This window comes from Stenotrophomonas sp. FR012, assembly GCF_047520565.2.
In the GTDB taxonomy this organism is placed as follows: domain Bacteria; phylum Pseudomonadota; class Gammaproteobacteria; order Xanthomonadales; family Xanthomonadaceae; genus Stenotrophomonas; species Stenotrophomonas sepilia.
Genome location: NZ_JAXBQL020000001.1, coordinates 599,806 through 614,684, shown reverse-complemented (window position 1 = coordinate 614,684; position 14,879 = coordinate 599,806). Strand labels below are relative to the sequence as shown.

Here is a 14,879-nt window from a genome sequence, read left to right as displayed (position 1 = left end):
CGATGTCGAGGCATCCGTGCCGGATATCAATGCGTGGCGGCTGCGGCCAGCGCCTTGTCGATGGCGGCGGTCAGCTGCGGATCGTCCGGCGTTACCTTGCTGGCGAACTGGGCAATGACCTTGCCATCGCGGCCGACCAGGTACTTGTGGAAGTTCCAGCCCGGCGCCACGCCGGTGGCCGCGGTCAGCCTCTGGTACAGCGGCGTGGCCTGTGCACCGACGACATGCACCTTCTCGAACATCGGGAACCTGACGCCGTAGGTGAGCGTGCAGAAATCCTGGATCTGCTTTTCGTCACCGGGCTCCTGGCCCTTGAAATCGTTGGACGGGAAACCGAGCACGGCAAAGCCGCGGCCGGCATAACGCTTCTGCAGCGCCTCCAGGCCTTCGTACTGAGGGGTATAGCCGCACTTGCTTGCGGTATTGACCACCAGCAGTACCTGCCCGTGGTAGCGCTGCTGCAGGTTGACCTGCTGCTTGCTGGCCAGTGGGCGGTACTCCAGGTCCAGCAGATCGGCAGCCAGCACATGGGAGGAACCGGCCAGGCCGGCCACCAGCAGGGTCAGCAGGGTCAGGCCGCGCAGGCGGCGCGGGATAACGGTCGGCAGGGGCATCGAGAGCGGTCCGCGGTAGCCATTCACAGGGCCGGCCGGTAGCGGCCGGGAATCGGCCGAACTATAGCACCGCCCCCCGCCCCCCCTGTTGCGGCAAGCGCCAGCGGCTTTGCGCGGCGTGGCGTCTTCCCGCTGGCCTTGCCAACGACGGCGCAGTGATGACATAGCATGGACAACACTGAATGGCAGGCGGAACTGGACCAGCCCGCACATTAAATTTATTTCCCTTTCCAATCAAATGGATAAGAGGATATTTCAGCAATTTGACCACCCCTGCCATCAGTTGGGGACGGCAGGGGGTTGCACCCAGGCGTGCCGGTGTTATAGTTGCATACAACACCAGTCACCTGAGACAGGGGGAAGCCATGAACGCCCGCATCCGTCGCAACCTCACCGCACCCGCGGCCGCTGCTGTTTCGACCCTGATCGTGCTGGCCTGGCTGGCCACGCCCACCACCCCCGCCTCTCCCGACAGTGCGCAGGACGCAACCGCTGCACCGGCCGGGAACGCCGATTCCTCCCCCCCTCCCCCGCGTCGGCTGCACAGCTCCCTGTCCATGCCGTATTTCTCGTTCGCCCAGCCGCTGACCCCACGGAGCTGAATATGAGCGACATCCAGTGGAGCGACGGCGCTCCCATCTACCGTCAATTGAAGGAGCGCGTGATCGCCATGATGCTCGACGGAATCCTGAAGCCGGGCGATGCCCTGCCTTCGGTGCGCCAGGTGGCCGCCGACTATCAACTCAACCCCATCACCGTTTCGCGCGCCTACCAGGAACTGGCCGATGAAGGCCTGGTCGAGAAGCGCCGCGGCCTGGGCATGTTCATGACCGAGCAGGCGGCCACGCAGCTGCGCAGCAGCGAGCGCGAGCGCTTCCTCAACGAAGAATGGCCCGCGGTGCTGGAGCGCATTCAGCGCCTGGGCCTGAGCCTCGACGAATTGCTGCCCCAGGGGAACGTCTGATGAACAGCACTGCAAGCGAACCCGTCATCACCGCGCGAGGCCTGCGCAAGGCCTACAGGACCACGGTAGCCCTCGACAACGCCAGCTTCAGCATTCCGAGCGGGCGCATCGTCGGCCTGATCGGCCCCAACGGCGCCGGCAAGACCACCGCACTGAAGGCCATCCTCGGCCTCACCTCGGTGGAAGGCGACCTGAGCGTGCTCGGCCGCGATCCGCGACTGCATCGCGACGAGCTGATGAATGACATCTGCTTCATCGCCGACGTCGCCGTGCTGCCGCGCTGGCTGAAGGTGCGCGAGGCGATCGACTTCGTCGCCGGCGTGCACCCGCGCTTCGACCGGGCCCGCTGCGAGCGCTTCCTGGCCAATACCAAGCTGCAACCGAAGCAGCGCGTGCGCGAACTGTCCAAGGGCATGATCGTGCAGCTGCACCTGGCGCTGGTGATGGCCATCGACGCCCGCATCCTGGTGCTGGACGAGCCCACTCTCGGCCTGGACATCCTCTATCGCAAGGAGTTCTACCAGCGCCTGCTGGAGGACTACTTCGACGAACAGAAGACCATCATCGTCACCACCCATCAGGTGGAAGAGATCGAGCACATCCTCAGCGACGTCATGTTCATCCGTGATGGCCGCATCGTGCTCGACGCGGACATGGACGACGTCGGCCAGCGCTACACCGAGCTGCTGGTCAACGCCGACCAGCTGGAGACCGCGCGTGCGCTGAAGCCGATCGACGAGCGCAGCCTGGCGTTCGGAAAGACCGTGATGCTGTTCGATGGCGTGCCGCGCACCCAGCTCTCCACCCTTGGCGAGACCCGCAGCCCGGGCCTGGCCGATCTGTTCGTCGCCATCATGAAGGGGACCTACGCATGAATGCCGTCAACCACCCCGTCAGCCCGATGGGCACCCTGCGCTGGCTGCTCAAGCGCGAGTACTGGGAGAACCGTGGCGGTTTCCTGTATGCACCGTTGATCGCCGGCCTGATCTCGCTGGTGATGAGCACCATCGGCATCGCCTTCGGCCTGTTCGCCCTGCACCGGGCCGCGCGTGATGGTGGCCTGCACATCGACGGCGAAGACGTGAACATCAACGGCCTGGACCTGGCCCTGCTGACCCGCGACATCAGTGCCAAGGACCTGGCTGACCTCGGCAACGGCCTCGACCTGACCCTGGTGCTCAGCTCGGCCTGGCCGTTCCTGGTACTGGCCTTCGTGGTGTTTTTCTACTGCCTGGGTGCCCTGTACGACGACCGCCGCGACCGCAGCATCCTGTTCTGGAAGTCACTGCCGCTGTCGGATACCCAGACCGTGCTGTCCAAGGTGATCAGCGCACTGATCGTGGCCCCGCTGATCGCGGTGATCGCCGGCATCATCACCATGTTCGGCTTCATGCTGGTGATCAGCATCGTCGCGCTGATGCACGGCGGCAGCCCAATGACCCTGATCTGGGGCCCGGCCAGCCCGCTGACCCTGGCAGCCGGCCACCTGGCCTGGATCCCGGTCTACGCCCTGTGGGCCCTGCCCACCGCCGGCTGGCTGCTGCTGTGCTCGGCCTGGGCCCGCAGCAAGCCGTTCCTGTGGGCGGTGATGCTGCCGCTGTTCGCAGGCGTCATCGTCAGCACCACCAAGGTGATGCCGCTGATCGGCCTGACCACGGGCTGGTTCTGGCAGAACATCGTTGGCCGACTGCTGCTGGGCGGCGTACCGGGCACGGACCTGGTGTATCGCCTCAGCGCCGAGGAAGGCACGCGTCGCGACCTCGAATCGGTGGTCAGCCTGATGTCGCCGGCCTCGCAGCTGAAGTCACTGGCGATGCCGGAACTGTGGATCGGTGCTGCCGTCGGCGCCGTGTTCATCGTCCTTGCCATCCGTCTGCGCAAGCGCGCCGGCGAGATCTGATTCCATCCACCCGGAGGCACCACCCATGCGTTCCCTGCTCGCCTGTTCTGCGTTGTTGCTGTTGCCGCTGTCGGCGCTGGCCGCCGATGCTCCGAACTGCAAGTTCACCGCTGCCCGCGCGCTGAAGCTGGACGTGGCCGGTGCCAAAGCGGTGGTGTTCGAGGTCAACCAGCATGACCTGAAGGTGGTCGCCAGCCCCGGCGGCGGCCAGTTGGCTGGCCGTGCCTGTGCGTCCAGCCAGGAATGGCTGGACCAGCTGGTGCTGGACCAGCGCAAGGTGGGCGACAAGCTGGTGGTGAGTCTGCGCCGCGAAGGCCGCGACAGCGGCATCAGCCTGGGCAGCAGCTATGCCTGGCTGGACATCCGTGGCAGCGTGCCGGACAACCTGCCGCTGCAGTTCAAGGTCGGCTCCGGCGATGCCAGCGTGGACAACGCGCAGTCGCTGAGCGTGGATGTCGGCTCCGGTGATGCCATCGTGCGTGGCACCCGCGGCAGCATCCATGCAGCGGTGGGTTCGGGCGACCTAGACATTGACGGCGGCAGTTCGCTGAACCTGCTCTCGCTGGGTTCCGGCGACGTCAAGGTGCGCAACATCGGTGGCGATGCGGTCACCGGCACTGTCGGTTCGGGTGATCTGAAGATCAGCGATGTCCGCGGCAACGCACGACTGGACACGGTCGGTTCCGGCGACATCGGGTTCAAGCGCGTGCAAGGCAACGTCGAGGTCGGTGTGGTCGGCTCGGGCGATGTTGATCTGTCCGACATCGGCGGCAATGTGCATGTGCGCAGCCACGGCTCGGGGGACATCCAGGTCGATGGCGTGCGCGGCAGCCTGACCGTCGACCACAGCGGCAGCGGCGATGTCGGCCACCGCAACGTCAGTGGCACCGTCACCCTGCCCCGTAAAAAGTAACCGCTAACGGATCGATCGAGGAAACTGCCATGAATCTGCTGCGCGTGCTGCCTGCCGCCCTGCTGTGCCTGCCGCTGATCGCCTGCGGCGGCACGTCCTCCACGCCTGATACCACCGTCGGCAAAAGCGTGGCCGACGCGACCAGCGGCGTCGGCCAGACTGTCAAGGAGGCCCTGGGTGATGCCCGCAAGGACATCACCCAGGGCAACATCAAGATCTCGGCCGACAAGCAGCCGCGTGCCGAGATCACCCCGGATGGCCGCCTGCTGATCGCCGGCAAGGAAGTGGCCGCCAACGAAACCCAGCGCCGCCAACTGCAGGAGTACCGCGGCCACGTGGTCGCCATTGCAATGGACGGCATGGATGTCGGCCTGGCCGGTGCCAAGCTCGGCGCCAGTGCTGCCGGAGAGGCCCTGAAGGGCATCTTCAGCGGCGACAGCGAGGGCATCGAGAAGCGGATCAATGCCGAGGCGGAGAAGATCGAAGCCCAGGCCAAGCGCATCTGCAACCGCATGCCGGCGATGCTGGCCAGCCAGCAGGCGCTGGCCGCATCGCTGCCCGCGTTCAAGCCCTACGCCACAATGGACCAGAGTGACGTCGACGACTGCGGCAAGGACACCGTGGTCCAGCGCTAGGCCTGTGACAGATCAGCGCACCCGGCCGGCAGCGGCGCCCCGCTGCCGGCCGTCGTGCGCCGGCCGGCTTACAATGTCGGCCCCGGACTCCCCCCGAACCGAATGCCATGAAGAAGTTGTTCCTGCTGCTGGCCGCCCTGCTCTGCCTGGGCCTGGTCGGCTGTGACAAGGATTACCGCAACCACCGCGCCGAGCGCGGCAAGCCCAAGATTTCCGTCAGCGAAGGCATGGTGACCGTGCGTCGCCCGCCGGCACCGAACATCATCATCCTCGGCGATGGCACGATGAAGGTGGACGAGATCCAGATCCCGCTGGACGAAGGGCAGAAGCAGATGCTGCAGACGATGTTCGGCAGGCTGCAGGTGCTGCGCCAGAACACCCTGGTCGCCGCCCCGGCCGATCCCAACATGCAACCGGTGAAGATCCAGCCGCCAGAGGGCATGGAAGTGATTCCGGCGGACCTGATCCAGCGCATACCCGAGTTCAAGGATTACACCGACACGTTCGGCAACATCGTCGCCGACCGTCGCTGAAGCAGAAACGCCGCCCCAGGGCGGCGTTTCCTTTTGTAGAGCCGAGCCCATGCTCGGCTGCTGCCCGGAACCTGAGCCGAGCATGGGCTCGGCTCTACAACCAGCAGATCAACCGCCGGCGCCACCACCGCCAGCCTGGATGCCACCTGCGGTCAGTGCGGTCGGATCCAGCAGGCGCCGCAATTCGGCCTCCTCCAGCCCGCTGTCTTCCAGTGCCACGTCCAGCACCGGGCGTTGTTCCTTGTAGGCACGCTTGGCGATGGCCGCGGCCTTCTCGTAGCCGATGATCGGATTCAATGCCGTTACCAGGATCGGATTGCGCGCCAGCGCTTCGGCCACACGGTCCTCGCGCACCTTCAGCCCGGCGATCGCGCTGTCGGCCAGCAGCCGCGACACATTGGCCAGCAGGCCGATGCCATCGAGCAGGTTCACCGCAATCAGCGGCAGGGTGACGTTGAGCTGGAAGTTGCCGGTCTGCCCGGCCACGGTGATTGCCGTGTGGTGGCCGATCACCTGCGCGCAGGCCATCACGGTCGCTTCCGGAATCACCGGATTGACCTTGCCCGGCATGATCGAGCTGCCCGGCTGCAGCGCCGGCAGTTCGATCTCGCCCAGCCCGGCCAGCGGACCGGCATTCATCCAGCGAAGATCATTGGCGATCTTGATCAGCGCCACGGCCAGTGCATTGAGCTGGCCCGACAGTTCCACGGCATCATCCTGCGCGGCCAGGCCCTCGAACTTGTTCTCGGCGCTGTCGAACTTGAAACCGGTCTGTTGCTTCAGTGCCTTGGCCACCTGCCCGCCGAAGCGCGGGTCGGCATTGATGCCGGTGCCGATGGCGGTGCCACCCAGCGGCAGGCGGCGCACGCGCCTGAGGCTGTCTTCGATCCGCTCCTGCGCCGAGGCCAGCTGTGCCGACCATGCGCCGAACTCCTGCTCGAAGGTCAGTGGCATCGCGTCCATCAGGTGCGTACGGCCGGTCTTGACCACCTTGCGCAGGCTGCGGCCCTTCTTGTCAAGGGTCTTGCGCAGGTGCACCAGCGCCGGCAGCAGCTGCTCATGCGTCGCCAACACCGCCGACACGCGCAGCGCGGTCGGAATCACGTCGTTGGAGCTCTGCCCCTGGTTGACGTGGTCATTGGGGTGCACGGCGGTCTTGCCCGCCTTGCCGGCACGGTTGGCCAGCGTGGCGATGACCTCATTGGCATTCATGTTCGACGACGTGCCCGAACCGGTCTGGTAGACATCGATCGGGAACTGCGCATCCCAGTTGCCGGCGGCCACTTCGGCGGCAGCGGTCTGGATGGCCTTGGCCACGTTCTTCGGCAAATGGCCCAGCTCCGCGTTGACGCCCGCGGCGGCGCCCTTGACCAGGCCCAGGGCACGGATGAAACCGCGCGGCATGCGCTGGCCCGACACCGGGAAGTTCTGCACGGCACGCTGGGTCTGCGCGCCCCACAGGGCGTCGGCAGGCACCTGCAGCTCGCCCATGCTGTCGTGTTCGATTCTGAAACCCTTGCTTGCAGCTTTGCTCATTGCATCAACTCCGCACTACTTCAGTTGGGGAAAGGGAAGCGGCGGCTGGCAGGGTGTCGCTTCCCGGGCTGGCGGCTGCGCCAACGATACTCCCTTGCCCGCAGCGTGGGATGACGAGCGCGGGCCAGATCGTTTCATCCGCAGGGCCGTTGTGCACGCGCAGGGGTAGTGCCGGCCGCTGGCCGGCAATCCATGGAAGCGTAGGCCGGGCGTGGTTGCCGGCCAGCGGCCGGCACTACCTGACCGGCACGTCGTAGAATATGGCCCCCGCCGCTCGCCCCAGCCCTGCCGACATGTCCGATTCCGCCCTGCTCGCCCTGTCCCCGCTCGATGGCCGCTATGCCGGCAAGGTCGACGCCCTGCGCCCGATCTTCTCCGAGTACGGCCTGATCAAGGCCCGCATCACGGTCGAGGTGGAATGGCTGCTGGCGCTGGCCGCCGAGCCGGGCATCGTCGAACTGGCCCCGTTCTCCGACGCCGCCGTCGCCCGCCTGCGCGCCCTGGCCGCCAGCTTCAGCCCGGCCCAGGCTGCACGCGTGAAGGAGATCGAGCGCACCACCAACCATGACGTCAAGGCGGTGGAGTACTTCATCAAGGAACAGCTGAAGGACGACGCCGAGCTGGCTCCGGCGCTGGAATTCGTGCATTTCGCCTGCACCAGCGAAGACATCAACAATCTCAGCTACGGCCTGATGCTGGAACAGGCCCGCCGTGAAGTGCTGCTGCCGACCCTGGACGGCATCGCCAGCACCCTGCGCAGCCTGGCCCACGCCCAGGCCGGCCAGCCGATGCTGTCGCGCACCCACGGCCAGACCGCCTCGCCGACCACCTTGGGCAAGGAACTGGCCAACGTGGTCGCCCGCCTGGAGCGCCAGCGCAGGCAGATTGCCGCGGTCGAACTGACCGGCAAGATCAACGGTGCGGTCGGCAACTACAACGCCCACATCGCCAGCTACCCGGACGTGGACTGGCCTGCCTTCGCCGAGCGCTTCGTGACCGGCCTGGGCCTGGTATTCAACCCGTACACCACGCAGATCGAGCCGCACGACAACGTGGCCGAGATCGGCGATGCCGCGCGCCGCGCCAACATCATCCTGATCGACCTGGCCCGCGACATCTGGGGCTACATCTCGCTGGGCTACTTCAAGCAGCGCCTGAAGGAAGGCGAAGTCGGCTCGTCGACGATGCCGCACAAGGTCAATCCGATCGACTTCGAGAATGCGGAAGGCAATTTCGGCATCGCCAACGCCCTGTTCGAGCACTTCAGCGCGAAGCTGCCGATCAGCCGCTGGCAGCGTGACCTGACCGATTCCACCGTGCTGCGCGCACTTGGCACCGCGTTCGGCCACAGCCAAGTGGCGCTGGATTCGCTGGCCAAGGGCCTGGGCAAGCTGGAAGTGAACCCGCAGCGCCTGGATGCGGATCTGGACGCGGCCTGGGAAGTGCTGGCCGAGGCCGTGCAGACGGTGATGCGCCGCCATGGCCTGCCGAACCCGTACGAGCAGCTGAAGGCGCTGACCCGCGGCCAGGGCATCACGGCCGAGTCGATGCGCGCGTTCGTGCAGGGGCTGGAGCTGCCGACGGATGCGAAGCAGCGTCTGCTCGAGATGACCCCGGGCAGCTACACCGGTCTGGCCGAGGCGCTGGCAAAGAAGATCTAAGGGGTTTGCTTGCGGCGGCGGCCGCGGGCGCTGCCTGCGGCAGGCTTAACTGCAACTGCAACGTCAAAGGCGGCTCTGGGTTACTGCCTCGCTTGGCGGGGCGGGTTGGGTTCGCGGGGGACGCCGTGAACCCGTCCCTGGGGGCTTGGCCGCGGCATCCATGCCGCGGACACCCCCGCGAACCCAACCCGCCCCACCTCTGACAGTTTCCCGGTGACGGATCGAAGAGCTTTGGGTTGTCGGGACGGAATTTGAAAGAGGGACGCGGCTTCGCCGCGTCCCTCTTTGTTTGAGGGTCTTTTGTAGAGCCGAGCCCGTGCTCGGCTGCTTTTGGGCACGGGCAACAGCAAGCCGAGCGTTGGCTCTGCTCTACATGAGCAAGCGCAGCGCGCGACCCGCTTTTGCCTTTGATTTTCTTCTTTCATTCCGTGGCGGGCCGCGCAGGAAATTGTCAGGGGCCGGGCGGGTGGGCTGCGCGGGGGGCCAGATCAGTCCGCCGCATGGATGCGGCGGCCAAGCTTACAGGGACGTACTTGCAGCGTCCCCCGCGCAGCCCACCCGCCCGGCCAAACCCGGCTTTTGCTTTCAGCGACCAACCCAGACCCCGCCACGAGGGGCTCAGCCGTTGGCCAGACACCCCGCGACAAACCACCACACGTGCGCAATCCCCACGAACGTCGGACAATGGAGACCTTGGCGGCCCGCCACGCCGCCCCTCCCGCTTTCCGCTGCAAGGATTCCCCCATGGCCGCCCGCAAGTCCCCTGCCCCCCTGATCGAAGTCACCGCCCGCCCCGGCCAGCCGCTGGGCATGGCGCCGGCCACCTTCCTGCGCGACTTCTGGCAGAAACGCCCGCTGCTGATCCGCAACGCCTTCCCCAACTTCCAGACCCCGGTGCAGCCGGAAGACCTGGCCGGGCTGGCCTGCGAGGAAGGCGTGCTGGCGCGCCTGATCGAGCACGACAAGACCCGGGACGGCTGGCGCGTGCGCACCGGCCCGTTCCAGGAAGACGTGTTCCCCGCCCTGCCCGACCACGACTGGACCCTGCTGGTGCAGGACGTGGACAAGTGGGACCCGGACGTGCGCGCCCTGATCGAACACTTCAGCTTCCTGCCGCGTTGGCGCATGGATGACGTGATGATCAGCTTCGCCGCCACCGGCGGCTCGGTCGGCGCCCATGTCGACCAGTACGACGTGTTCCTGCTGCAGGCCCACGGCCACCGCCGCTGGCAGATCGACGCCAGCGAATCGATCAAGGGCAAGCAGCCACCGCTGGGCTTCCGCCCGGACGTGGAACTGAAGCTGCTGAAGGTGTTCAAGCCGACCCACGACTGGGTGCTGGCGCCGGGCGACATGTTGTACCTGCCGCCGAACGTGCCGCACCACGGCGTCGCCGAGGATCCCTGCCTGACGTTCTCCTTCGGCATGCGCGCGCCGTCCTCGGCCGAGCTGATCAGCGACTACCTCGACACCCTGATCGCCGATGCCGACGAGAACATCCGTTACCAGGATGCCGACCTCAAGGTGCCGGCCGACCCGAACGAAATCGACACGGTGGCGATGGCGCGGGTGATCACCGCGCTCAACGCCATCCGCATGAACGACCCGGACAAGCTGGGTGACTGGTTCGGTCGCTTCATCACCACCTACCGCGCCGCCGGCGAAGTGATGGCCCACCAGGCCGCACCGGCACCGGAGGAAGTGGTCCAGGCGCTGGCCTCCGGCCTGCTGCTGCAGCGCCACCCGTGGGCACGCCTGGCCTGGCGCCGGGCCAAGCGCGGCGCCAGCCTGTACGTCAGCGGCCAGGACTTCGCGCTGCCGGTGAAGGACGCCCAGCGCCTGGCCGGTGCCGAGCAGCTCGACGCCGCCGCCTATCGCGGCCTGTCCGACAAGGGCCGCGCGGTGGTCCAGCAGCTGTTGGTCGGTGGCGTGTTCCAGCTGATCGATCCGAACGAGGTGTATGACGCTGAAGAGGAGGATGACGGCGAAGACGCCGTGGTGCTCGGCGAAGTGGTCGAAGGCCGTGACCGTGTCGACGCGATCGACGCCGACGCGGTGTCCGACGATGTCCACACCGTGACCGTGCTCGACGACGGCATCGAAGTCATCGTCAACTTCGAGGATCACGACGAAGACGACAGCGACGACGGTCGCGCCTGAGCCCTGCCGCCATGATCCGGGTCCAGCAGGTCAGCCACGCCGACGCCCACGTTGCCATCCACGACGTGCGCCAACGCGTGTTCGTGCAGGAACAGGGCATCGCCGCGGAACTGGAACGCGATGCGCTGGACCCGGTCAGCGTCCATGTGCTGGCACTGGACAGTGACAACCAGCCGGTCGGCACCGGCCGGCTGGCCCCGGACGGCCGCATCGGCCGTATGGCCGTGCTGGCCAGCCATCGCAGCCACGGGGTCGGTGAGGCCCTGCTGGAGGCACTGGTGGAGGCCGGGCGCAGGCTCGGCCTGGCCGAGCTGCACCTGCACGCCCAACTGCCCGCCCGCGATTTCTATGCCCGCCAGGGCTTCCTGCCGGAAGGCGAGGCGTTCGAGGAGGCCGGCATCGGCCACCAGCAGATGCGCCGCCGGCTGGGCACGACCAGCGCGATCGACCGCCGCGCCGAGGCGGTGGCCATCACCACGGCCATCGTCCACCGCGCCCGCCGCCAGCTGTGGCTGCACAGCCGCCAGCTGGACCCGGGACTGCTCGACGCGGCGCCGGTGCAGGCCGCCCTGCGCCGCTTCGTCACCGCCAGCCACGACAAGCAGCTGCGGGTGATCGTGCACGATGCCGCTGCGATCGCCTCTGCCGGGGCACCGCTGCTGGCGCTGGCCCAGCGCTTGCCAAGCGTGATCCAGTTCCGCGAGGTCAGCGACCCGGTCGACCGCGCGCTGGCCTCTTCCTGCCTGCTCAACGATGCGGGCGACTTCTACTTTCGTCTGATCGGCCATCGCCTCGACGGCGAGGCCGGTATCGCGCTGCCGGCACGTTCGCAGCCGTTCGGGCAGCAATTGCAGCGCGTCTGGGACCGTTCGCGCGATTGCAGCGAACTGCGCGCGCTCGGCATCTGAGCCGGCGCCGCTGACCCAACCTGTCTGGAACCGGCACCGGCGGACGTGGGATGCCCGCAGTGGTGCCCCTTCGTGTCCCGTTGGGGGTACAATTTGGCTGTTTGAACGCGCCCGCGCAGGGCTATTCATCTTCCTGCCGGGTCCTTCTGAAGCCATACCCCACAAAGCGAATCAACACCCTCCATCGTGGACAATCAACTGAAGCAGTTTGCGCAATCTTCGCAACTCGCCGGCGGCAACGCCTCCTATGTCGAGGACCTGTACGAGCAGTACCTGGTCTCCCCGGATAGTGTCGATCCCAAATGGAAAACCTACTTCGACGGCTTCAAGGGCCGCGAAGCAGGTGACATTCCGCACTCGGCCGTCATCTCCCACATCGCGGACGCGGCCAAGGATGCGCTGAAAGCTGGCACCGGCACCGGTGCGGGCGACGAGCGCGAGCGCAATGTCGGTCGTCTGATCACCGCCTACCGCTCGCGCGGCCACCTGGACGCCCGCCTCGATCCGCTGGGCCTGGCCGCGCCGGTCAACACCCCGGACCTGGGCCTGCCGTTCCACAGCCTGTCCGATGCCGATCTCAACAGCGAGTTCAGCACCGGCGGCGTCGGCGGCCAGCCGCGCATGAAGCTGCGCGACCTGCTCGCACGCCTGAAGGCGACCTACACCGGCTCGATCGGTGCGGAGTTCATGCACATCTCCGAGGTCGAGCAACGCCAGTGGATCTACAAGAAGCTGGAAGCGGCCGGTGGCAACTACCAACTGGACGCTGACACCCAGCGCCGCACCCTGGAGCGCCTGACCGCGGCCGAAGGCCTGGAGCGCTACCTGCACACCAAGTACGTCGGCCAGAAGCGCTTCTCGCTGGAAGGCGGCGACTCGCTGATCCCGATGATGGACACCATCATCCGCAGCGCCGGCAAGGATGGCGTCAAGGACGTGGTGATCGGCATGGCCCACCGCGGCCGCCTGAACGTGCTGGTCAACACCCTGGGCAAGAACCCGCGCAAGCTGTTCGACGAATTCGAAGGCAAGTTCGAGCACGACGAGCACGCGTCGGCGGGTGACGTGAAGTACCACATGGGCTTCTCCGCCGACGTGGCCACCGACGGTGGCCCGGTGCACCTGGCGCTGGCGTTCAACCCGTCGCACCTGGAAATCGCCGACCCGGTCGTGGCCGGTTCCGTGCGTTCGCGCCAGGAGCGCCGCAAGGACACCGCACGCAAGCAGGTCATGCCGATCCTGATCCACGGCGACGCGGCCTTCTCCGGCCAGGGCGTGGTCATGGAGCTGTTCCAGATGTCGCAGGCCCGCGGCTTCGCCGTCGGCGGCACCGTGCACATCGTGGTCAACAACCAGGTCGGCTTCACCACTTCCAACCCGCTGGATACGCGCTCCACGCGCTATGCCACCGACGTGGCGAAGATGATCGCCGCCCCGGTGCTGCACGTGAACGGCGATGATCCGGAAGCCGTCGTGTTCGCCGCGCAGCTGGCCTTCGAGTTCCGCCAGAAGTTCGCCAAGGACGTGGTCATCGACCTGATGTGCTACCGCCGCTGGGGCCACAACGAGGCCGACGAGCCGGCGATCACCCAGCCGCTGATGTACCAGGTGATCCGCAAGCACCCGACCACCCGCGAGATGTATGCCGAGCAGCTGGAAAAGGCGGGCGTGATCGCCGCCGGTGCCGGCAAGGCCATGGTCGATGCCTACCGCGAGAAGCTGGACGCCGGTGAAGTGACCACCGAGCTGGCCAAGGTCGAGAAGACTCCGCCGAGCAGCCCGCTGTTCGTCGATTGGCCGAAGCTGCTGGAAGGCAAGCTGTCCGACCCGGTCTCGACCAAGGTCGAGAAGAACAAGCTGGTCGAGCTGGCCAAGCTGATCAACACCATCCCGGACGAAGTGCAGCTGCACTCGCGCGTGGCCAAGGTCTACGACGACCGCCGCAAGATGGCCGCCGGCGAGATCGCGGGCGACTGGGGCTTTGCCGAGAACCTGGCCTACGCCACCCTGCTCGACGAAGGCCACGCGCTGCGCCTGGTAGGCCAGGACGTCGGCCGCGGTACGTTCACGCACCGCCATGCGATCCTGCACGACCAGAAGACCGACAACTACTACATGCCGCTGCGGCAGCTGGTGGATTCGCCGGAGAAGGCCACCGTCATCGACTCGCTGCTGAGCGAAGAAGCGGTGATGGCCTACGAGTACGGTTTCTCCACCACCGATCCGAACACGCTGTGCATCTGGGAAGGCCAGTTCGGCGACTTCGCCAACGGTGCCCAGGTGGTGATCGACCAGTTCATCGCCGCCGGTGAAGCCAAGTGGGGCCGCATTTCCGGCCTGACCCTGCTGCTGCCGCATGGCTATGAAGGACAAGGCCCGGAACACAGCTCGGCGCGCCTGGAGCGCTTCCTGCAGCTGTGCGCCCTGGAGAACATGCTGGTTGTCGTGCCGTCGACCCCGGCGCAGGCCTTCCACATGCTGCGTCGCCAGCTGCACATGACCACCCGCAAGCCGCTGGTGGTGATGTCGCCGAAGTCGCTGCTGCGCCACAAGCTGGCCGTGTCGACCCTGGACGAACTGGCCAATGGCGAGTTCCAGCACCTGATCGGCGACGCCAATGCCGATGCCAAGAAGGTCAAGCGCGTGGTGCTGTGCTCGGGCAAGGTCTACTACGACCTGCTGGAAGACCAGACCAAGCGTGGCCAGGACGACGTGGCGATCATCCGCGTGGAGCAGCTGTATCCGTTCCCGCGTGCGCTGCTGGCTGCCGAGCTGAAGAAGTACGGCAAGGCCACCGACGTGGTGTGGACGCAGGAAGAACCGCAGAACCAGGGCGCGTGGTACCAGATCCGCCACCATCTGCAGTTCTGCCTGGCCGATGGCCAGAACCTGCACTACGCCGGTCGCGCACGTTCGGCGTCGCCGGCTGCCGGTCACATGGCTGACCACGTCCGCGAGCAGCAGCAGCTGATTGCCGACGCACTGGTCAACCCGTTCAACGACACGTTCGCTGAATAATCCTCCCCCTATTTAGAAGACAAACCAGGAAGCTCCC

Annotated in this window: 13 protein-coding genes; 11 read left to right on the top strand and 2 right to left on the bottom strand. The window is 66.6% G+C overall.

Annotated features, from left to right (window positions below; genetic code table 11):
- Positions 1–26 precede the first annotated feature (26 nt).
- Positions 27–614 carry a glutathione peroxidase gene (locus ACM0O9_RS02985; RefSeq protein WP_164229487.1) on the bottom strand — a complete coding sequence of 196 codons (588 nt, stop codon included), beginning with the start codon at positions 612–614 and terminating at the stop codon, positions 27–29.
- Between the two features lie 365 nt (positions 615–979).
- Here ACM0O9_RS02985 and ACM0O9_RS02980 point away from each other — a divergent pair, with 365 nt between their 5' ends.
- The 7 genes from ACM0O9_RS02980 to ACM0O9_RS02950 all read left to right on the top strand — a co-directional run bounded on the left by ACM0O9_RS02980 (position 980) and on the right by ACM0O9_RS02950 (position 5,559).
- Positions 980–1,216, top strand: a complete 237-nt coding sequence (locus ACM0O9_RS02980) for a hypothetical protein (RefSeq protein ID WP_032954303.1) — start codon at positions 980–982, stop codon at positions 1,214–1,216.
- A 2-nt stretch (positions 1,217–1,218) separates the two neighbouring features.
- Entirely contained in the window at positions 1,219–1,578 is a 360-nt protein-coding gene (locus ACM0O9_RS02975; RefSeq protein ID WP_005417481.1) for a GntR family transcriptional regulator, read from the top strand.
- Positions 1,578–2,453, top strand: coding sequence for an ABC transporter ATP-binding protein (locus tag ACM0O9_RS02970; protein ID WP_005417484.1), 876 nt, complete (start codon positions 1,578–1,580; stop codon positions 2,451–2,453). The genes ACM0O9_RS02975 and ACM0O9_RS02970 overlap by 1 nt, the downstream gene beginning before the upstream one ends.
- Positions 2,450–3,478 carry an ABC-2 transporter permease gene (locus ACM0O9_RS02965; RefSeq protein ID WP_065178601.1) on the top strand — a complete coding sequence of 343 codons (1,029 nt, stop codon included), beginning with the start codon at positions 2,450–2,452 and terminating at the stop codon, positions 3,476–3,478. The genes ACM0O9_RS02970 and ACM0O9_RS02965 overlap by 4 nt, the downstream gene beginning before the upstream one ends.
- Before the next feature lie 25 nt (positions 3,479–3,503).
- Positions 3,504–4,391 (top strand): GIN domain-containing protein, encoded by an 888-nt coding sequence (locus tag ACM0O9_RS02960; RefSeq protein ID WP_005417488.1) that lies wholly within the window; start codon positions 3,504–3,506, stop codon positions 4,389–4,391.
- A gap of 29 nt (positions 4,392–4,420) precedes the next feature.
- Positions 4,421–5,026 carry a YggN family protein gene (locus tag ACM0O9_RS02955; RefSeq protein WP_329915764.1) on the top strand — a complete coding sequence of 202 codons (606 nt, stop codon included), beginning with the start codon at positions 4,421–4,423 and terminating at the stop codon, positions 5,024–5,026.
- Between the two features lie 107 nt (positions 5,027–5,133).
- A complete protein-coding gene (locus ACM0O9_RS02950) occupies positions 5,134–5,559 on the top strand; it encodes a hypothetical protein (protein WP_005417496.1) in 426 nt (141 codons plus the stop codon).
- A 108-nt stretch (positions 5,560–5,667) separates the two neighbouring features.
- On the opposite strand, the gene ACM0O9_RS02945 is transcribed toward ACM0O9_RS02950, so the two are convergent.
- Positions 5,668–7,095: a class II fumarate hydratase gene (locus ACM0O9_RS02945; RefSeq protein WP_065197229.1), complete on the bottom strand. Its 1,428-nt coding sequence runs from the start codon at positions 7,093–7,095 to the stop codon at positions 5,668–5,670.
- Between the two features lie 293 nt (positions 7,096–7,388).
- On the opposite strand from ACM0O9_RS02945, the gene purB reads away from it, so the two are divergent.
- The 4 genes from purB to ACM0O9_RS02925 all read left to right on the top strand — a co-directional run bounded on the left by purB (position 7,389) and on the right by ACM0O9_RS02925 (position 14,842).
- Positions 7,389–8,756, top strand: a complete 1,368-nt coding sequence (purB, locus tag ACM0O9_RS02940) for an adenylosuccinate lyase (protein WP_065178598.1) — start codon at positions 7,389–7,391, stop codon at positions 8,754–8,756.
- 744 nt (positions 8,757–9,500) lie between these two features.
- Positions 9,501–10,916: a ribosomal protein uL16 3-hydroxylase gene (locus ACM0O9_RS02935; RefSeq protein ID WP_414603774.1), complete on the top strand. Its 1,416-nt coding sequence runs from the start codon at positions 9,501–9,503 to the stop codon at positions 10,914–10,916.
- 11 nt (positions 10,917–10,927) lie between these two features.
- On the top strand, positions 10,928–11,824 hold the full coding sequence (locus ACM0O9_RS02930) for a GNAT family N-acetyltransferase (RefSeq protein ID WP_414603773.1): 897 nt from the start codon (positions 10,928–10,930) through the stop codon (positions 11,822–11,824).
- Positions 11,825–12,010: 186 nt separating this feature from the next.
- On the top strand, positions 12,011–14,842 hold the full coding sequence (locus ACM0O9_RS02925; RefSeq protein ID WP_414603772.1) for a 2-oxoglutarate dehydrogenase E1 component: 2,832 nt from the start codon (positions 12,011–12,013) through the stop codon (positions 14,840–14,842).
- Positions 14,843–14,879: the final 37 nt, after the last annotated feature.